This window comes from Micromonospora sp. NBC_01412, from assembly GCF_045040215.1.
GTDB lineage: Bacteria > Actinomycetota > Actinomycetes > Mycobacteriales > Micromonosporaceae > Micromonospora > Micromonospora rubida.
Genome location: NZ_CP109528.1, coordinates 7,887,356 through 7,909,010 on the forward strand (window position 1 = coordinate 7,887,356; position 21,655 = coordinate 7,909,010).

Genomic DNA, 21,655 nt, shown 5'->3' on the forward strand with positions numbered 1-21,655 from the left:
TCATGACATCCCGAGCTCGTTGTCGATGAAGTCGAAGATCTCGTCGTCGGTGGCCCGGTCCATCCGCTCCTGCACCGAGGCGGCGTCGGCGTCGGCACCGGCACCGGCATGCAGCTTGGTGAGCAGGACCTGTAGCCGGTCGACGACCTCCGGGTCGGTCCGGTCGCCGTCCAGTGCGCTCTCCAGCAGGTCCAGTTCGGCGAGGCCCGCCACGGACGGTGTGGTCTGCGCGGGCACGAGTTCCGCAGCGAGGTGCCGGGCGACCGCCGACGACGTCGGGTGGTCGAACAGCAGAGTCGCGGGCAGTCGCAGACCGGTCGCCGCGTTGAGCCGGTTGCGCAACTCCACCGCGGTCAGCGAGTCGAAGCCGAGTTCGAGCAGCCCCCGGTCGCCGTCGACGACGCTGGGATCGCCGAAGCCGAGGACCGTGGCGGCGTGCAGCCGGACGAGTTCCAGCAGCGTTCGCCCGCGCTGGGCCTCGGTCTGACCGGCGAGCCGCTGGGTGAGCACCTCGACGGCATCCGGGCCGGCGGCGAGGCCCGCTGTGCGCCGCGCCGGCGGGCGGATCAGGCCGCTAAGCAGGACGGGGTAACCGCCGACGGCCATCGCCTCCAGATCCATCCGCAGCGGCAGCACGGCGGGTTCGTCGACGGCGACAGCGACGTCGAACAGCCGGACGCCGTCGGCCGGGGTGAACGCGATGATGCCGCTGCGGGCGATGCGCCGCAGATCCCCCTCGTCGAGGGAGCCGCTCATGCCGCCCTCCGTGGCCCACAGTCCCCAGTCGAGCGACGTGGCGGGCAGACCCCTGGCGCGGCGGCGGTGGGCGAGCGCGTCGAGCAGCGCGTTCGCGGCGGCGTAGTTGCCCTGGCCCATGCCGCCGAAGACACCGGCGATCGAGGAGAACAGCACGAACGCCGCCAGGTCCCGGTCGCGGGTGAGCTCGTCCAGCAGCAGGGCGGCGTCCGCCTTGGGCCGCATCACCTCGTGCAGCCGCTGCGGCGTCAGCGCGTCGACGACGCCGTCCGCCAGTACGCCGGCCGCGTGCACCACGGCGGTGAGCGGGTGAGCGGTGGGAACGCCGGCCAGCAGCGCGGTGAGCTGACCGCGGTCTGCGACGTCGCACGCGACGATGTCCACCTGGACGCCCAGCGCGGTCAGCTCGGTGTGCAGTTCGGCGGCGCCCTCGGCGGCGGGGCCACGGCGGCCGGCGAGCAGCAGGCGGCGTACGCCGTGCTCGACGACCAGGTGCCGGGCGATGTGCCGCCCGATCGCGCCGGTGCCACCGGTGATCAGGACCGTGCCGTCGCCGCCCCAGCCCGGCGCGGCTTCCGCGCCGGTGCGGGACACCTGGGCGAGCCGCGTCCGGTGGGCCACGCCGCCGCGCAGCGCGAGCTGCGGCTCGCCGGAGCCGGCGGCGGCTCGCAGGGCGCTCAGCGAGGCGGTGCTGTCGTCCAGGTCGGCGAGCACGAACTGGCCGGGGTTCTCGGTCTGTGCGGTCCGCACGAGCCCCCACACCGCGGCGTGGGCCAGAACTGGCACGTCGGCGTCCGGGCTCACCGCCACCCCACCGCGGGTGACCACCAGCAGGGTGGCCGCGCGGAACCGTTCCGAGGCGAGCCAGCCCTGGATCAGGGTCAACGCGTGCACGGCTGCGACCCGGGCCGCACCCGCCTCGTCGCGCTCCGGATCCGTTCCGACCGGGATCGGGGCCACCACCACGGCGGGCAGGGTCGCGGCGGCGGCCAGCGCGGCCAGATCCGCGACGGCACGGGTGACGCCCGCGGCGGTCCACGCCGTCGCGTCCTCGCCGAGGACCACCCAGTCGCCGTCGGACGGTGCCGGGTGTGCGGGCAGGACCGGCCATTCGACGCGGTACAGGTCGTCGTGCCGACCCAGCGGGCGGGCGGCGCGGACCTGGTCGGCGGAGACCGGCCGCAGCGCCAGCGCGCGGATCTCGACGACCGGGTCGCCGGCCGCGTCGGTGGCCAGCACCTCCACCGCGTCCTGGCCGGCGGGGCGCAGCCGGATCCGCAGCGCCGGGCTACCGGAGGCGTGCAGCCGCACCCCGTTCCACGAGAACGGCAGCCAGCTCCGGGTCGATCCGCGCAGGACGCCGAACGTCAGGGCATGCAGCGAACTGTCCAGCAGCGCGGGATGCAATCCGAACCGGCCGGCGTCGGACCGGTGCTGCTGCGGCAGGCTCGCCTCGGCGTACACCTCGTCGCCGAGCCGCCAGGCCGCGCGCAGGCCCTGGAATGCCGGGCCGTAGGAGAAGCCGCCCTGCTCGAACCGCTCGTAGAGCCCGACGGTGTCGATCGGCTCGGCTCCCGGGGGCGGCCACTCGGCGAGCCCGTCCGGGGCGGGCGCCGGGGCTCCGGCGGTGAGCAGGCCGCTGCCGTGCCGGGTCCACGGCTGTTCCGGGGACGCGTGCTCGGGGCGGGAGTGGATGGCCAGGGTGCGGCTGCCGCCCTCGTCGGGAGCACCGACCGCGATCTGCAGCAGGACGGCGCCCGGCGACATGATCGCCAGCGGGGCCTCCAGCAGCAGCTCCTCGACCTGGTCGCACCCGGCCTGGTCAGCGGCGCGGACGGCGAGTTCCAGGAACGCCGTGGCGGGGAACAGCGCCGCGCCGAGGACGCTGTGGTCGGCCAGCCACGGGTGCGTCCGCGTGGACAACCGCGTCGTGAACAGGTACCCGTCGGAGTCGGCCAGCTCCACCGCCGCGCCGAGCAGCGGGTGCCCGGTCGGCTGCAGGCCGGCCGAGGCGACGTCACCCGCATCGGCGTTCGCCTCGAGCCAGTAGCGGTCCCGCTGGAACGCGTACGTCGGCAGGTCCACGTGGTGCGTGCCGGCGCCGGCGAAGAACCCGCTCCACGCGACCTCACCGCCCAGGCTGTGCAGCTGGGCCAGCGCCGTCGGCACCGACCAGCTCTCGGCGCGCTCCTTGCGCAGGAGCGGCACCAGGGCCTCCGGTTCGATGTCCCGACCGGCAAGGCAGTCGCGGCCCATCGCGGTCAGCGACTGGTCGGGGCCGAGTTCGACGAAGCGGGTGACGCCCTCGTCGGCCAGCAGCTGCATTCCGTCGTGGAAGCGGACGGCTTCGCGGACGTGCGCGACCCAGTAGTCGGCGGTGCCGATCTCCTCGGCGGTCGCCGGTCGGCCGGTCAGGTTGGAGACCACCGGGATCCGGGACGGCTGGAAGGCTACGGTCCCGGCGACCCGGCGGAAGTCGTCGAGTATCGCGTCCATGTGTGGCGAGTGGAACGCGTGGCTCACCGGCAGCCGCCGCGCTTTGCCGCCCAGCGCCTGCCAGCGGGCGGCGACGTCGAGCAGGGCGTCCTCGTCGCCGGAGACAACGGTGGCGGCGGGGCCGTTGACCGCCGCGACGGCAGCCCGGCCCTGGTGGCCCTCGATCAGCACGCGGGCCTCCGCCGCCGAGGCGGTCAACGCGATCATGGTGCCGCCCGCGGGCAGCGCCTGCATGAGCCGTCCGCGGGCCGCGACGAGCCGGGTGGCGTCCGCGAGCGAGAAGACGCCGGCGACGTGCGCGGCGGCGATCTCCCCGACGGAGTGGCCCAGCAGCAGCGCCGGCTGCACACCCCAGTGCTGCACCAGCCGGGCCAGCGCCACCTCCAGCGCGAACAGCGCGGGCTGGGTGTACGCGGTGGCGTCCAGCAGGGCAGCCCCGGGCGAGCCGGCCGGAGCGAACATCACGTCCCGCAGCGGCCGGTCCAGTACGGCGTCGAACTCCGCGCACACCGCGTCGAGCGCGTCGGCGAACACCGGGTACACGCGGTACAGCTCGGCGCCCATACCGGCACGCTGGCTGCCCTGCCCGGAGAAGAGGAACGCCGTCTTGCCGGCGGCGGACGTGCCCCGGACGACACCGGGGGCGGTGCCGCCGGCGGCCAGCGCCCGGAGGCCCGCGAGCAGGGCGTCCCGGTCGCCGGCGACGACGGCCCCGCGGTGCTCGAACGCGCTGCGCCCGGTGGCGAGCGCGCGGGCGGTGCGGCTCAGGTCGAGGGCGGGGCGGGCTTCGGCGTACGCCAGCAGCCGCTGGGCCTGGTCCCGCAGTGCCGAGGCACTGCGCCCGGAGACCAGCCACGGTGCGATCCCGGCGTCCTGCGGTGCCGGCACGGGTGCGTCGTCGTCCGGCACATGCTCCAGCACGGTGTGTGCGTTGGTGCCGCTGACGCCGAAGGACGACACCGCGGCGCGGCGCGGGTGGCCGTTGTCGGGCCACCGGGTGTTCGCGGTCAGCAGCGACACCGCGCCCGACGACCAGTCGACCAGCGGCGTCGGCCGGTCCACGTGCAGCGTGCCGGGCAGCAGGCCGTGCCGCATCGCCTGCACCATCTTGATGACGCCGCCGATGCCGGCGGCAGCCTGGGCGTGGCCGATGTTGGACTTGAGGGATCCGACGAGAAGGGGACGGTCCGCAGGGCGGTTCTGGCCGTACGTGGCCAGCAGCGCCTGTGCCTCGATGGGGTCACCCAGCCGGGTGCCGGTGCCGTGCGCCTCCACCGCGTCGATCTCGGCGGCACTGACGCCGGCGTTGGCGAGCGCCTGCGCGATGACGCGCTGCTGGGACGGGCCGTTCGGGGCGGTGAGCCCGTTGCTCGCGCCGTCGGAGTTCACCGCCGAACCGCGTACCAGGGCCAGCACCGGGTGTCCGTTGCGACGCGCGGCGGAGAGGCGTTCGAGGACGACGACGCCCGCTCCCTCGGCCCACGCGGTGCCGTCTGCCGCGGCGGCGAACGGCTTGCAGCGGCCGTTCTCGGCGAGTCCCCGCTGGCGGCTGAACTCGACGAACGAGGCGGGAGTGGCCATCACCGCGACGCCGCCGGCCACGGCGAGCGTACATTCGCCGCCGCGCAGCGCCTGGGCGGCGAGGTGGATCGCGACGAGCGAGGAGGAGCAGGCGGTGTCCACGGTGACCGCCGGGCCCTCCAGCCCGAGGGTGTAGGAGATGCGGCCGGAGGCGACGCTGCCCGCGCTGCCGAGGCCCAGGTAGCCCTCAAGCTCCTCGGACGGCTTCCGCACCCGGGACCCGTAGTCGTGGTAGCTGGATCCGACGAACACGCCGCAGCGGCTGCCCTTGAGCGACAGTGGATCGATGCCGGCCCGCTCGAACGCCTCCCAGGTGACCTCGAGCAGCAGCCGCTGCTGGGGGTCGATGGCGAACGCCTCGCGCGGTGCGATGCCGAAGAAGGCCGGGTCGAACTCGGCGGCGCGGTGCAGGAAGCCGCCCTCGCGCGTGTACGACGTGCCGAGTTGCCCGGGGTCCTCGGAATACAACTCGTCGAGGTCCCAGCCGCGGCTGTCCGGGAACGGGGTGATCGCGTCGGTGCCGTCGACCACGAGCTGCCAGAGGTCCTCGGGTGAGCTGACGTCGCCCGGGAAACGGCAGCTCATCGCGACGATGGCGATCGGGTCGTCGGGCGGCGGCACCGCCACGGCGGGCTCGGCGGGCGTGCCGGCGGGATCGCCGGCGATGCCCAGCAGGTCGGTCAGGTGCCGCACGAGCGCCGTCACCGTGGGGTGGTCGAACGCCAGGGTGACCGACAGCCGCAGCCCGGTGGCGGCGGCCAGCCGGTTGCGCAGGTCGACGGCGGTCAACGAGTCGAAGCCGAGGTCCTTGAAGACGCGACCGGGCTCGATCGCGACCGGGTCGGCGTAGCCGAGCGTCCCGGCGACCTCCGTACGGACCAGGGTGAGCAGTTCCTCGTCACGGTCCGCCGGGGCCATCCGAGCGAGGCGCCCGGCCAGCGAGTCGCCGCCCTCGCCGCCGCCCGGGGCGTCGTCGAGGAACGGCACGGCATCGGGCAGGTCACGCAGCGCGGTGGCGGCCCGCAGGGTGACCGTCGCACGGGTGAAGCGGGCCCAGTCGAAGCCGGAGACGATGAGCCGGGTCTCGCCGGTCGCCAGGGCCTCTTCCAGGGCGACCAGCGCGAGCGCGGGTTCCATCGGTTGCAGGCCGGCGCGGACGAGCCGGTCACCGGACGCGGTGGCCGCGCTCTCCCCCGCCCACAGGCCCCAGCCGATCGAGGTGGCCGGCAGCCCGAGGTCGCGGCGGCGCTCCGCGACCGCGTCGAGGTACGCGTTCGCGGCGGCGTAGCTGGCCTGGCCGCTGCCGGGAAACGTGGAGGCGAGCGAGGAGAACAGGACGAACGCGTCGAGGCCGAGGTCGCGGGTCAGCTCGTCGAGGTGCCTCGCCGCCTCGGCCTTGGGACCCAGCACGACGGCGGCCCGTTCCGGGGTGAGGCGGTCGAGCAGTCCGTCGTCCAGGACACCGGCCGCGTGCACCACGGTCCGCAGCGGGCGGTCGGCCGGGATCGCGGCGAGGACCGCGGCGAGCGCGTCGCGATCGGTGACGTCGCAGGCGACGGCGGCGGCGGTGACGCCGAGGCCGGTCAGCTCACCGACGAGGGCCTCGGCGCCGGGCGCGTCCGGGCCGGTGCGGCTGAGCAGCAGCAGGTGCTGGGCGCCCCGGCCGGCCAGCCGGCGGGCGACGTGGGCGCCGAGGGCGCCGGTGCCGCCGGTGATCAGCGCGGTGCCGGACGTGTTCCAGCCGTCACCGATGGCGGTGCCGACCGGGGCGGCCCGGGTCAGTCGGCGGGCGAAGATGCCCGAGGCACGGACCGCGATCTGGTCCTCGCCGTCGAGGCCGGCGAGGACGGCCGCGAGGCGTCCGAGGGCCCGGTCGTCGAGACGGGCGGGCAGGTCGACGAGGCCGGCCCAGCGTTGCGGGTACTCCATGCCGGCGACGGCACCGAGGCCCCAGATCATGGCCTGGTGCGGTGCGCTGATGGCGTCGGCGCGTCCCACCGAGACGGCGCCGGTGGTGGCGACCCAGAGCGGCGCGGTCACCCCGCTGTCGCCGAGTGCCTGCACGAGTGCGGCCGTCAGCGCGGTTCCGGCCGGCAGCGCCGGTCCGGCGGGGTGGTCACCGGGGGCGAGCGCCAGCAGCGACAACACCCCGTCGGGCGGGCTGCCGGCAAGGTGTCCGCGCAGGGCGTCGGCGATCCCGGCGCGGTCGCCGGCGTCGACGGTCACCGTGACGACGGTGGCGCCGTGCCGGATCAGGGAACGCTCGACGGCCGGGTCCACGGCGACGGCCTCGGGCACGATCAGCCACCAGGTGCCGCCGAGGATCGGGGCCGCCGGGGTGGCCGGGACGGGTTTCCAGGTCACCCGGTAGCGCCAGGTGTCGACGATGGAGCGGTCCCGGCGGTCGCGACGCCACGAGGAGAGCGCCGGGAGCACCGCACGCAGCGAGGAGCGGGCCTGCTCGTCGGCAAGGCTCAGGGTGTCGGCGACGGTGGCCAGGTCGTTGTCCTCGACGGCCGTCCAGAATCCGGCGTCGGCGGGCTCGGATCCGGCGGTGACGGCGGTCGCGGCGGCCGGCGCTTCGAGCCAGTACCGGGTGTGCTGGAACGGGTACGTGGGCAGCTCGGTGCGGCGGGCGCCGGTTCCGGCGTACACGGCGTTCCAGCCGATGCGCATGCCGTGGGCGTACACCGCACCGAGGGAGGTGAGGAACCGGCCGAGACCGCCGTCACCGCTGACCAGGGTGCCGGTGACGCAGCCGCCGCCGGCCGGTTCGAGCGCCTGCTGGAGCCACACCGACAGCACCGGGTCGGGGCTGACCTCGATGAAGGTGGTGTGCTCGGTGCGCAGCAGCGCCGCGACGGCGGCGGCGAACGCGACCGGTTCGCGCAGGTTCCGGTACCAGTAGTCGGCGGACAGGGCCGTGGTGTCGGTGCGGTCGCCGGCGACGGTGGAGTAGAACGCGATGTCCGACGGCTGCGGGTCGACGCCGGCGAACGCGGTCATCAGTTCGCCGTGCAGGGCCTCGACCTGGGGCGAGTGTCCGGCGAACGTGACGCCGGGCAGCGTCCAGGACATGATGCCGGCGTCGGCGAGGCGGTCGCCCAGTTCCCGCAGCGACGCGAGGTCGCCGGAGACGGTGACCGAGCCGGGGCCGTTGACCGCGGCGACCGAGATCTTGTCGACCCAGGGCGCGAGGTGGCCGGTGATCCGGTCCGGCGGGGTCGCGGCGAACAGCATGCCGCCGTTGCCCACGAGCGGAAGCAGGGCCTTGCTCCGCAGGGCCACGATGCGCGCCCCGTCGGCCAGGGACAGGCCGCCCGTCACCACCGCTGCCGCGATCTCACCCTGCGAATGACCGACAACCGCATCCGGCTCCACCCCGTACGCACGCCACACCGCAGCCAACGACACCATCACCGCAAACAGCACCGGCTGCACCACGTCGATGCGATCCCACGAGTCCTCTCCCCGGACCAGATCGACCAACGACCAGTCCACGTACGGCGCCAGCGCCACCGCACACTCGGCCATCCGCCCCGCGAAGGCCGGAGACTCCTCCAGCAACTCCCTGGCCATCCCCACCCACTGCGAACCCTGACCCGGAAACACGAAGACCGTGCGGCCGGGCCGGTCCGCGACGCCCCGGGCGAGCCGGTCGTCGGCGCGGCCCTCGGCCAGGGCGGCCAGCGCGCGCAGCAGGGTGTCGGAGTCGGCGCCGGTGACCGTGGCGCGGTGCTCGAACGCGGTGCGGTCATGGGCCAGCGAGTGGCCGAGGTCGGCGAGGTGCGCGCCGGGGTTCCGGGCGAGGAGATCGACGAGCCGGGTGGCCTGGTCCCGCAGTGCCTGATCGGTGCGGGCCGACAGCGGCCACAGCACGGGCCGGCCGGCGGCCGGGGCAGCGCCGGCCCCGGGCTCGACGGTGGGCGGCTGCTCGATGATGACGTGGGCGTTGGTGCCGCTCAGGCCGAACGAGGAGATCCCCGCGCGGCGGGGCCGGGAACCGGGCAGCCACGGCCGGGGCTCGGTGAGGAGGGCGACCCTACCGGCGGACCAGTCGACGGCCGGGGTCGGCTCGGCGGCGTGCAGGGTCCGGGGCAGCTGTCCGTGCCGGAGCGCCTGGACCACCTTGATGATGCCGGCGATGCCGGAGGCGGCCTGGGTGTGGCCGATGTTCGACTTGATCGAGCCGAGCAGCAGGGGCCGGTCGGCGGGCCGGTCCTGGCCGTACGTGGCCAGCAGCGCGTGCGCCTCGATCGGGTCGCCCAGCCGGGTGCCGGTGCCGTGCGCCTCGACGACGTCCACGTCGGCCGGGGCGAGGCCGGCGTTGGCGAGCGCGCTGCGGATGACGCGCTGCTGCGCCAGCCCGCTAGGGGCGGTGAGGCCGTTGCTGGCTCCGTCCTGATTGATCGCGGAGCCGCGCACGACGGCGAGCACGGGGTGGCCGTGGCGCCGGGCGTCCGACAGGCGCTCGATCAGCACGACACCGGCGCCCTCGGCGATGCCGAAGCCGTCCGCCCCGGCGCCGAAGGACTTGCAGCGCCCGTCCGGGGCGAGGCCACGCTGACGGCTGAACCCGGTGAGCGACATGGGGGTGCCCATCACGGTGACGCCCCCGACCAGCGCCAGCGTGCATTCCCCGGCGCGCAGCGACTGGACGGCCAGGTGCAGCGCGACCAGCGAGGAGGAACAGGCGGTGTCCACGGTGACCGCGGGGCCTTCGAGGCCCAGGCTGTAGGCGACCCGCCCGGACAGGACGCTGGTCGACACCCCCGCGATGAGGTGGCCCTCGATCTCCTCCGCGACGTCGTGGCTGCCGTACCCCTGGTAGGCGGCTCCGGTGAAGACGCTGGTCCGGCTGCCGCGCAGGCCGGCCGGGTCGATGCCGGCGGCCTCGAGCGCCTCCCACGACGTCTCCAGCAGCAGCCGCTGCTGCGGGTCCATGGCCAGGGCCTCGCGGGGGGAGATGCCGAAGAACGCCGCGTCGAACGCGCCGGCGTCCTGGAGGAAGCCGCCCGCGACGGAGTACGTGGTGCCGGGTCGGTCGGGATCGGCGTCGTAGAGGCTCGTGAGGTCCCAGCCGCGGTCGTCGGGGATCCCGGTGACGGCCTCGCCGCCGTCGGCGATCAGGTCCCAGAGCTCGTCCGGGGTACGGACGCCGCCCGGGTACCGACACGCCATGGCGACGATGACGACGGGGTCCGCGTCGCTCGCCACGGCGGCGGGGATCTCCTCGCGATCGTCGGTACGCGTGCCGAGCAGCAGCGCACCGATGTGGCGGGCCAGGGCGGTGGCCGACGGATAGTCGAAGATGACCGTGACGGGCAGCCGCAGCCCGGTGGCGGTGTTGAGGCGGTTGCGCATCTCGACCGCGGTGAGCGAGTCGAAGCCGAGGTCACGGAACGCGCGGTCCGGGTCCACCGCCGCGCCGGCGTCATAACCGAGGACTCCCGAAGCGTGCGTGCGGACGAGGTCGGTGAGGAGCCGGCCGCGGTCGGCGGCTGCGGTCTCGCGCAGCCGGCGACGCAGCCCACTCCCGGCGCCGTCGTCCTCCGGGGCCGGCTCCTCGGCGGCGGCCAGAACCCGGCGGACCTCGGGCAGGTCGCCGATGAGCCGGCTCGGGCGCACCGACGTGAACACCGGCGCGAACCGGTCCCAGTCGACCGCGGAGACGACGATGACGGTGTCGTCGTTGTCGAGCACCTGCTGCAGGGCGGTGAGCGCCACCGCAGGGGACATGAACGGGACGCCCCGGCCGCGCAGCTGGTCCTCGATCAGGTTCGCGGCCATGCCGCCACCGTCGGCCGGGTCCCAGATGCCCCAAACGACGGACGTGGCCGCCAGGCCCCGGGACCGGCGGTTCTCGGCGAGCCCGTCGAGGTACGCGTTGGCGGCGGCGTACGCGCCGTGCTCGGCGCTGCCCCAGACCGCGGAGATCGACGAGAACAGCAGGAACGCGTCCAGCTCGGCGTCGCCGAACACCGCGTCGAGGTTGTCGGCACCTCGGACCTTCGCGTTCAGGATCGGCGCGAAGTCGTCGGGATTCGTGTCGTCGAGCGGCACCAGCGCGCCGCTGCCGGCCGCGTGGATGACGGTACGGATGTCGGCGCCCTCGGCGCGCAGCGTGGCGACGAGCGCGCCCAGCGCGTCCCGGTCGGCGACGTCGCAGGCGGCGACGGTCACCCGGGTGCCGGCGGCGGTGAGTTCCGCGGCCAGCTCGGCAGCTTCGCCACTGCGGCTGACCAGCACGAGGTGCTCGGCGCCGCGAGCGGCGGCCCAGCGTGCGAGTTGCCCGCCGACTCCCCCGGTGCCGCCGGTGATGAGCGTGGTGCCGCGGGGCCGCCAGGTGCGGACCCGGGCGTCCCCGAGCGCCGCGCGGGCGAGCCGCCGGCCGTACGCACCGGTGGCCCGCACGGCGATCTGGTCCTCACCGTCCGGGTTGCCGAGGGCGTGGCGCAGCCGGTCGGCGGCGCGCTCGCCGAGCACGGCGGGCAGGTCGATCAGGCCGCCCCAGCGGTCCGGGTGTTCGAGCGCGGCGACCCGGCCGAGGCCCCAGATCAGGCTCTGCGCGGGGCTGGTCAGGACGTCGTCGGAGCCGGTGGCGACGGCACCCCGGGTGGCCCACCACAGCCGCGCGCCGCAGCCGCTGTCGCCGAGCGCCTGCACGAGAACCAGGCTCAGCGCGGTGCCATCGGTCAGCTGCGGGTGCCGGCGGTGCGGGGTGGCGTCGGTGCCGAGCAGCGACAGGACCCCGCCGACCGGGCTGGTGAGGACGGCGGTGAGGCGTTCGGTGAGTCGGGCGCGGTCATCGTCGGCCGGGGTGAGGACCAGCCGTACGACGGTGGCGCCGGCGGCGGTGAGGGCCGAGTCGCACTCGTCGGGCAGGGTGTCGTCGCCGGCGGCGGACGTGACCAGCAGCCACGTGCCGGTCAGGGCCGGGGCCGGGGCCTCGGCGAGGCGGTGCCAGGTGACGCGGTAGCGCCAGGAGTCCGCTGTGACCCGGTCCTCGTGCTGCCGGCGCCACGCGGCCAGGGCGGGCAGCACGGCGCCCGCGGTGTCGCCCGGGTCGATGCCGAGCGTGGCGGTGAAGGCGGGCAGGTCGCCGTCATCGACGGCCTGCCAGAACGCGGCCTCCGCGGCGGGCGGGGCCGGTGCCGCGCCGGTGACCTCGGCGGGACGTTCGAGCCAGAACCAGCGCCGCTGGAACGCGTACGTGGGCAGCCCGGCAGCGCCGCCGGGGATGGCGGGGAACAGCGCGGACCAGTCGGGTGCCAGGCCGCGCACGTGGGCCTCGCCGAGCGAGCGCAGGACGGTGCCGAGGCCGTCCTGGTCGCGCCGGAGGGTGCCGACGGCGGTGGCGTCGAGGCCGGCGTCGTCGGCGGTCTGGGTGATGCCGACGGTGAGGATCGGGTGCGCGCTGGACTCGATGAAGACGGTGTAGCCCTCTGCCAGGAGTGCGCGGACGGCCTCTGCGAAGCGGACCGTCCGGCGCAGGTTGCGGTACCAGTAGTCGGCGTCCAGGGTGCTGGTGTCCTGCCAGGCCGCCTCGAGGGTGGAGAAGAACGGCACGGTGGAGGTGGTCGGGGTCAGGTCGGCGAGTTCCGCGAGCAGCCGGCCCCGGAGCTCCTCGACCTGTGCGGTGTGGGAGGCGTAGTCCACCGGGAGCACGCGGGCGCGGATGCCGTCCGCGACGAGCTCGCCGACGATCTGCTCGACGGCGGCGGCGTCCCCGGCGAGGACCGTCGAGGACGGGGCGTTGACGGCGGCGACGGAGAGCCTGCCGGACCATGCCTGGAGGCGGTCGGCCAGGTCGGCGGCGGGCAGCGGCACCGAGGCCATGCCGCCGCTGCCGGCCAGGGCCGCGATCGCGCGGCTGCGGAGGGCGACGATCTTGGCGCCGTCGGCCAGGGACAGGCCACCGGCCACCACCGCGGCCGCGATCTCACCCTGCGAGTGACCGACGACCGCGTCCGGCTCCACGCCGAGCGAGCGCCACACCGCGGCCAGCGACACCATGACGGCGAACAGGGCCGGCTGCACGACATCGACGCGGTCCCACGGGTCCTTGTCACGCACGAGGTCGGTCAGCGACCAGTCCACGAACGGTGCCAGAGCCGCCTCGCACTCAGCCATCCGCCCGGCGAAGACCGGAGACTGGTCGAGCAGTTCCCTGGCCATCCCGGCCCACTGCGAACCCTGCCCCGGGAACACGAAGACGGTGCGGCCGGGTTGCCCGGCGGTGCCGCGGCTGAGGTGGGCGGCTTCCTCGCCGGTGGCCAGCGCCCGCAGGCCGTCGAGCAGCCGGTCCCGGTCCCCGGCGACCACGACGGCCCGGTGCTCGAACGCGGTCCGGGTGGTGGCCAGCGCGCGGGCGACGGCGGCGGGTACCATGTCGGGTTCGCGGTCGAGGTGGGCGATCAGGTTGCGTACCTGGGCGGCCAGCGCCTGATCGGTACGCCCGGAGACGACGTAGGGCAGGACGGGAAGCAGGTCGGGGGTCTCCCCGGGCTCGGATGCGGGCGCGGGGGCCTGTTCGAGCACGACGTGCACGTTGGTGCCGCTGACCCCGAACGCCGACACCCCCGCCCGGCGGAGGTCCGTCGAGCTCCACTCCCGGGCCTCCGAGAGCAGCCGCACGGCCCCGGACGACCAGTCCACCTGGGGCGTGGGTTCGTCGATGTGCAGCGTCTGCGGCAGCACCCCGGCCCGCATCGCCTGCACCATCTTGATGACGCCGCCCACGCCGGCGGCGGCGGAGGTGTGACCGACGTTCGACTTGAAGGAGCCCAGCCACAGGGGGCGGTCCCGGGGGCGGTCCCTGCCGTACGTCGCGAGCAGCGCCTGCGCCTCGATCGGGTCGCCCAGCCGCGTTCCGGTGCCGTGCGCCTCGACCACGTCCACCTCGGCTGCGCTCAGCCGCGCGTCCGCCAGCGCGGCCCGGATGACGCGCTGCTGCGCCGGCCCGTTGGGAGCCGTCAGACCGTTCGACGCGCCATCCTGATTGACCGCCGAACCACGCACGACCGCCAGCACCGGATGCCCGTTCGCCACCGCGTCCGACAGCCGCTCGAGCAGGAGCATGCCGACGCCGTCGGACCAGATGGTGCCGTCCGCCGCGCCGGCGAACGCCTTGCAGCGGCCGTCCGGGGCGAGCGCGCGCTGCCGGCTGAACGACACGTACGGGTCCGGGTCGGCGACGACGGTGGCGCCGCCGGTGATCGCCATCGAGCACTCGCCCGCGCGCAGCGAACGCACGGCCAGGTGCAGGGCGACCAGCGACGACGAGCACGCCGTGTCGACGGTGAGCGCGGGGCCGGTCAGCCCGAGCAGGTAGGAGAGCCGGCCCGACATGACGCTGCTGGCCATCCCGGTGTGCAGCAGCCCCTCGACCTCGGGAACGCGGGCGGAGCCGAAGCCGTAGCCGCTCGTCATGGCGCCGACGAAGACGCCGGTGTCGGTGTTGCGCAGGGTCGCGGGCACGATGCCGGCCCGTTCCAGCGCCTCCCACGCGGTCTCCAGGATCAGCCGCTGCTGCGGGTCCATGGCCAGTGCCTCGCGCGGCGAGATGCCGAAGAAGCCCGGGTCGAACTCGCCGGCGTCGGGCAGGAAGCCGCCGTTGCGGGTGTAGGACGTACCCGGCCGGTCGGGGTCGGGGTCGTAGAGCCGGTCGGTGTCCCAGCCGCGCCGGTCCGGCCATTCGGTGATGGCGTCGGTGCCGGCGGCGACCAAATCCCAGAGTTCCTCCGGGGAGTTGGCGCCGCCCGGGAACCGGCAGCTCATCGCGACGATCGCGATGGGCTCGTGCCGCGCGTCCCGTTCCTCGCGCAGCTGGCGGCGGGCCTGGCCGAGGTCGGCGGTCGCGCGCCGCAGGTATCCGAGGAGCTTTTCGTCGTTCGGCATGTGTCGTCCGCTCCTCAGGCCACGCCGTAGTCGTTGTCAAGAAGATCGAAGAGCTCGTCCGCGGTGGCCGACCCGATGTCGTCGACGTCCTCGGCCGGCGCGGCGCTGCCCGCCCACCGGCGGACGAGGCTGTTCAGCCGGGCGGTGATCTCCTTCCCGCCTGCGATGTCCGGGGAGAGGGCCGCCAGCACCGTCTCCAGCCGGGCGAGTTCGCCGAGCACCTGCCCGCTCTCCGCGGTCTCCGAGCAGAGTTCGTCGACCAGGAGGTCCACCAGTGCGTTCGGGGTCGGATGGTCGAAGACCACGGTGGCCGCGAGGGGTACGCCGGTCGCGGTCCTCAGCTGGTTGCGGAACTGCACCGCGAGCATGGAGTCGAAGCCGCTGGCGGAGAACGCCTCATCCGGCCGGATCGCCCGGCGGTCGGGGTGGCCGAGGACCGCGGCGGCGTACTCGGTCACGAGGTCGAGCAGGACCTTGCGCCGGGTCGGCGCGTCCAGGGGTCGCAGTCGTGCGGTGAGGGCAGCGGCGAGAGTGGTCTCCGCCCCACGGGGCGTCCGCAGCGCCTCCGCCACCTCCGGCAGTTCCCGCAGCAGGCCGAGGGCGCGTGGGCCGGGCACCGAGGCCATCATCCGGTCCACGTCGAGGTCGGCGATCACCCCCGACGTCTCGTCTCGGTCGAGGAGCCGCTCCAGCAGGGCGGTGACCGTGGCGGGAGCCATCGGCCGGTCGATCCCGGCCGACCGTGGGTTCTGGCCGCCCAGCGCCACCACCAGGGCGTGCGCGCCACCGTCGCGGCGTTGCTGGGCGAGCGCCTGCAGGGTCGCGTACGCGGCCGTGGACGCTCCGCGCCGGGCGGAGCCCCAGATTCCGCCGAGCGGGGTTACCAGCACGAGGGATGTCGTCGGGCCGCCAGGCAGATCCCGTACGCGGGACACCGTCGCCCGCAGGGCGTCGTCGAGCTCCTCGGGGGTGAGCGCGGTCAGGGTGGCTCCCGGCTCGTCCGGTTCGGCGAGGTACAGCACGACGGAGGGGGTGCCGGGCACCAGATCCGGATCGGCCGGGTCGCCGTCGGTGACGGTCAGCTCGGCTCCCAGGCCGGACAGTTCCGCGTGCAGGTCCGCCACGACCGTCGCGTCGGGTCGCCCGGCGGCGCCGAACACCACGTGCGAGGCGCCGCGTCGGGCGAGCCAGCGGGCCAGCTCCGCGGTCAGGCCGTTCAGGCTGCCCGCGATCAGGGCGTGCCCGCCGCCGGGCGTCCAGTCCCGGTGCGCCGCTCCGGCAGGAAGCGCCGCACCGACCAGCCGGCGGACGTACGCGCCGTCCGGGCGCAGCACGATCTGATCCTCGCCGTGACCGCCGGCGAGGATCCCGGCCAACCGGCCGGTGGAGCCGGCCTCACCGGTGCCGGGCAGATCGAGCAGGCCGCCCCAGCGCGGCTCCTGCTCCAGCAGCATCACCTGGCCGAGGCCCCACACGCCGGCCTGGTCGGGGTGCGCGAGCGGCTCGCCGTCGACGGCGACCGCCCCGGTGGTGACGCACCAGAGCGGGGCGGCGAGTCCACGGCGGTCCAGGGTCTGCAGCAACTGGACGGTTGCCACCAGCCCGGTGGGTGCCGTCGTGCCGGGTGCCGGGGCATCGTCGAGGGCGAGCAACGACAGGATGCCCGCCGGCTCCCCCGGTTCGGCGTGCTCCACCTCGTCCGGCGTGACGACGCGGGGTCGAGCACCGGCCTGCCGCAGCGCGTCCCGGCAGCTGACGGCGACGGGGTGGCCGGTCTGGCCGGCGGGGACGACCAGCAGCCATTCCCCGGTGAGCCGGCCGGCGGCGGGGTCCGGCATCGGCTGCCACCGGATGCGGTAGGACTGGGTCCGGTCGACCTCCGCTCCGGCGGGTGCCGCGTGCCGGCCGGGGGTGGGCAACCAGTAGCGCTGGTGGTCGAACGGGTACGTCGGCAGCGGCACCGTGGCACGGCCGGTACCCGCCGGCTCCGGGACCGCGCTCCAGGACACCGGCGCGCCGTCGCACCAGGCTTCGCCGAGGGCCGCCAGCAGGCGGTACCCGTCGCCGTCGTCGCGGCGCAGCGTGCCGAGCGCGGTGACGGCCCGTCCGGTTTCCTCGGCCGTGTCCAGGATGCCGGCGACCAGCACGGGGTGCGTGGAGACCTCGACGAACCGCGAGAACCCGGCCTCCAGCAGGCGCTGCGTGCCGGCGGCGAACTCCACCGGCTCGCGCAGGTTGCGGTACCAGTACTCCGCGGTGAGCGACTCCCCGTCGATCTGCTCACCGGTCACCGTGGAGTAGAGCGCGACCCTCGTGGGGGCCGGCCGCACGGCGGCGAACGCGGCGAGCAACTCGTCACGCACCTGCTCGACCTGGAGCGAGTGGGCCGCGTAGTCCACGGGGAGGCGTCGGGCCCGCACGCCGTCGCGCTCGCACGTGGTGAGCAGCCGGTCGAGGGCCGCGGGCTCGCCGGCGACGATCACCGCTGCCGGGCCGTTGACCGCGGCGACGCTGGCGTTCACGGGATCCAGCAGCTGCTCGGCACGGGCGCGGCTCACCGCCAGCGACACCATCGCGCCGCGCCCGGACAGCGCGCGCAACGCCCGGCTGCGCAACGCGACGACCATGGCCCCGTCGGCCAGGGACAGGCCGCCCGCCACCACCGCTGCCGCGATCTCACCCTGCGAATGACCGACGACCGCATCCGGCTCCACCCCGTACGCACGCCACACCGCAGCCAACGACACCATCACCGCAAACAGCACCGGCTGCACCACGTCGACGCGATCCCACGAATCCTCGGCACGAACCAGATCGACCAACGACCAGTCCACGAACGGCGCCAGAGCCACCGCGCACTCGGCCATCCGCCCGGCGAAGACCGGAGACTCGTCGAGCAGCTCCCGGGCCATGCCGACCCACTGCGAACCCTGCCCCGGAAACACGAAGACCGTGCGGCCCCGCGTCGCCTCACCCCGAACCACGCCGGCCGCAGGCCGGTCCCCGGCGAGTTCGGTCAGGGAGCGCAGCAGCGCAGCACGGTCCGTGCCGGTGACGACGGCCCGGACGCCGAACGCCGACCGGGTGGTCACCAGCGCACGGGCGACGTCGGCGAGCGGGAGCCCGGGTTCCGCGGTCAGGTGGGCGGCGAGCCGCGCGGCCTGCGCGCGCAGCGCGGTCCCGGTACGCGCGGAGAGCGGCAACGACACCGGCCCCACCTGCGGTCGCGCGGCGGTGGGCGGATCCGCGGCGGGCGCCTCCTCAAGGATGACGTGCGCGTTGGTGCCGCTCATGCCGAACGCCGAGACCCCGGCGCGGCGCGGGCGGGCGTCGGTGGTCCACGGCTGCGCCTCGGTCAGCAGTTCCAGCTCGCCCGCCGACCAGTCGACGCGCGTGGTGGCCTCGTCCACGTGCAGGGTGCGGGGCAGCAGCCGGTGCCGCAGCGCCTGCACCATCTTGATGACGCCGGCCACGCCGGCAGCCGCCTGGGTGTGCCCGATGTTGGATTTCAGCGAGCCGAGCCGCAGCGGTCCCCGGCCGTTCCGGTCCTGCCCGTACGTGGTGAGCAGCGCCTGCGCCTCGACCGGGTCGCCGAGCACGGTGCCGGTGCCGTGCGCCTCGACGGCGTCGATGTCGGCGGCGGCCAGCCCGGCGTTGGCGAGCGCCTGCCGGATGACCCGCCGCTGGGCCAGGCCGTTGGGGGCGGTGAGCCCGTTCGACGCGCCGTCGGAGTTGACGGCGGTGCCACGGACGACCGCGAGGACCGGGTGGCCGTTGCGGCGGGCGTCGACGAGGCGTTCGACCACCAGCATGCCGGCGCCCTCGCCCCAGCCGGTGCCGTCGGCGGTCTCGGCGAACGAGCGGCAGCGCCCGTCCTTGGAGAGCCCGCCCTGCCGGCTGAACTCGACGAGGACGTCCGGCGCGGCCATCACGGCGGCACCGCCGACGAGCGCGAACGAGCACTCCCCGGCCCGCAGCGCCTGCCCGGCCAGGTGCAGCGCCACCAGCGAGGACGAGCAGGCGGTGTCGAGCGTGATGGCCGGTCCCTCAAGGCCGAGCTGGTACGAGATGCGGCCGGAGGCGACGCTGGTGACGGTGCCGGCGAGCAGGTGGCCCTCGACGTCCCCGACGTTCGGGCCGGTGCCGTAGCCCTGCCCGGCGAGGCCGACGAACACGCCGCCGGCGCTGCCCCCGAGCCGCGCCGGGTCCATCCCGGCGCGTTCCAGTGCCTCCCACGCGGTTTCCAGCAGCAGCCGCTGCTGCGGGTCCATGGCGAGCGCCTCGCGGGGCGAGACGCCGAAGAACGCCGCGTCGAAGTCCCCCGCGCCGGTGAGGAACCCGCCCCCGGCCGGGTAGAACGTCCCGGGGTGTTGCGGGTCGGGGTCGTAGAGCGCGGCGAGGTCCCAGCCACGGTCGGCGGGCATGGGCCCGATCGCGTCGGCCTCGTCGGTGACGAGAGCCCAGAGGTCCTCGGGCGTGCGTACGCCGCCCGCGAACCGGCAGGCCATGGCGACGATGGCCAGGGGCTCGGCCGGCCCCGTGGCGGCGGCGGTGGCGGGCTCCGGCGCCTGCGTGCCACCGGTCAGCAGGGCATGCAGATGCGCACTGAGCGCGGCGGTCGTGGGATGGTCGAACATCAGCGTGACGGGCAGCGTGAGCCCGGTGGCCGCGCCGAGCCGGTCACGCAGTTCGACCGTGGTGAGCGAGTCGAAGCCGAGGTCACGCAGCGGGCGCTCAGGATCGATCGGATAGCCGGCGTCGTGGCCCAGAGCCGTCGCCGCTTCCGTGCCGACCAGCTCGCGCAGCGCATCGTGCCGCTCGGCGGCCGTCAGCCGGGCGAACCTGCGCTGCCACCCGGTCTCGGGCCCGGGCCCGGCGCCGGGCCCGTCGTCGGCGGGCCGAGGCTCCGTCGGCACGGGCAGCCCGCTCATCAGGGCGCTCGGCCGGGCGACGGTGAAGGTGGGCAGGAACCGTGGCCAGTCCACGTCGGCGACGACCAGGTCGGGCTCGCCGAGGTCGATCGCCTGGCGCAGGGCGGCCAGTGCGACGGCCGGCCGCAGCCCGATCAGGCCGTGCCGGCGCAGGCTCGTCCCGGCGTCGCCCCGGGCCATTCCGGTGCCGGCCCAGGGTCCCCACGCCACGCAGGTGGCGGGAAGGCCACGCGCGCGGCGGCGGGCGGCGAGCGCGTCCAGGTGGGCGTTGGCGGCCGCGTAACCGCTCTGCCCGCCACTGCCCCAGGTGCCGGCGATCGAGGAGAACAGGACGAACGCGTCCAGCGGTTGCCCGTCCAGCAGCCTGTCGAGGTGGGACGCGGCGGTGGCCTTCGCGGCCAGTTCGGCGGCGGTCCCGTCAGCGTTGCCGGTCCGGGCCTCGATGCGCTCGACCGAGACGACGCCTGCGGCGTGGAAGACGGCGCGGGGCGGATCGCCGGCCGTGCGTAGCCCGTCCAGCAGTCCGGCGAGCGCGTCGGAGTCGGTCACGTCGCAGGCCGCCACGGTGACGCGGGTGCCGGAGCGTTCGAGGTCGGCGGCGAGCTCGCTCACCCCGGGCGCGGCGGTGCCCCGGCGGCCGACGAGCACGAGATGGCCGGCGCCGTCCGCCGCCAGCTCGCGGGCGAGGGCGGCACCGATCCCCCCGGTGCCGCCGGTGATCAGGATGGTCCCGGCCGGGGTCCAGCCCGGCCGGGCCGGTGCCGCCGGTGGGGCGGCGCGCACGAGGCGGCGGCCGAACGCACCGGCCGGGCGGATCGCGATCTGGTCCTCGTCGCCGAACCCGCCGGACAGGCAGGCGGCGAGCAGCCGCAGCGCGCCGGCATCCGGGGTGGCGGGCAGGTCGGCGAGGCCGCCCCAGCGATCGGGGTGTTCCAGGGCCGCGACCCGGCCGAGCCCCCAGATCTGGGCCAGCTCCGGGTCGGGCGGCGTGTCCTGGGCGACGCCGGACGTCACGCACCACAGCCGCGCGATGCCTCCGGCGCGGGTGACGACACGCACCAGCCGGAGGGTGTCGTCCGTGCTGCCGAGCAGCGACACCACACCCGCCCAGGCGGTTTCGTCGAGCCGCTCGGCGAGGTCCGGACCGGCCGGGATGACGGTCACGTCGGCCCCGTACGACACGAGCGCGTCCTCGACCGTCGCGGCGCCACCGGACGGCACGATCAGCGCCCAACTGCCGGTCAGGCGCGGCCTGGCCGGGGCGGCGAGCGGTGCCCAGGAGATCCGGTAGCGCAGGGCGGAGACCTCGTCGATCGGCTCGGCCGGTGCGGGGGTGGGCCAGAACCGGCGATGCTGGAACGGGTACGTCGGCAGGTCGATCCGCCGTCCGGTCGAGTGCCAGGCGACGGGCAGGCCCCGTACGGACAGTGCGGCCAGGGCGGTGGTGACCGACTGCGTTTCCGGGCGGCCCCTGGGCAGCAGGGTGAGGGCCACCGGCCCGCTCTCGGCGGGCAGGCAGGCGGCCAGCATGGCGGTCAGGACGCCGCCGGGGCCGACCTCCAGGAACGTGGTCGCGCCCTCGGCGTGCAGGCGTCGGGCGCCGTCGAGGAACCGTACGGTCGCCCGGACGTGCCGCACCCAGTGGCCGGCGTCCGCCGCGACCGGTTCGCCGGTCACGTTCGAGATCACCGGCACCCGCGGCGGGGAGTATGTGACGGACTCCGCGATGCGCCGGAACTCGTCGAGCATCGGATCCAGGTGGGCGGAGTGGAACGCGTGGCTGACCGCCAGTGCGCGGGTGCGCCGGCCGCTCCGGGCGAACCGCCCGGCAACGGCGTGCACGGCGTCGGCGTCACCGCTGAGGACGATCGCGGTGGGCCCGTTGACCGCGGCGATCGCCACCGGGGTGCCGGTGAGCGCGTCGCGGACCTCGGCCTCGGTGGCCTCCACCGCTACCATGACGCCGCCGCTCGGGAGCTCGTCCGTGAGCC

At 75.3% G+C, this 21,655-nt stretch carries 2 protein-coding genes and 1 pseudogene (1 of these 3 only partly in view); all 3 read right to left on the bottom strand.

Annotated features, from left to right (window positions below; all coding sequences use genetic code 11):
* Positions 1-621, bottom strand: a complete 621-nt coding sequence (locus OG617_RS33890; protein WP_405104045.1) for a phosphopantetheine-binding protein — start codon at positions 619-621, stop codon at positions 1-3.
* Positions 604-14,751: pseudogene (locus OG617_RS33895) on the bottom strand (type I polyketide synthase); the annotation flags it as partial. The gene OG617_RS33890 and the pseudogene OG617_RS33895, both read right to left, overlap by 18 nt.
* Positions 14,748-21,655: the 3' portion of a type I polyketide synthase gene (locus tag OG617_RS33900; RefSeq protein WP_405097235.1), read on the bottom strand. The gene runs 6,577 nt beyond the window's last position; the window shows 6,908 of its 13,485 coding nt (coding positions 6,578-13,485); its start codon lies off the right edge, out of view — the gene reads right to left on this strand; its stop codon occupies positions 14,748-14,750. The gene OG617_RS33900 and the pseudogene OG617_RS33895, both read right to left, overlap by 4 nt.

What these genes read in the sequence shown, in the direction of transcription:
- OG617_RS33890 (WP_405104045.1), bottom strand. Translation starts at nt 621, where the DNA reads ATGGATCTGGAGGCGATGGCCGTCGGCGGTTACCCCGTCCTGCTTAGC.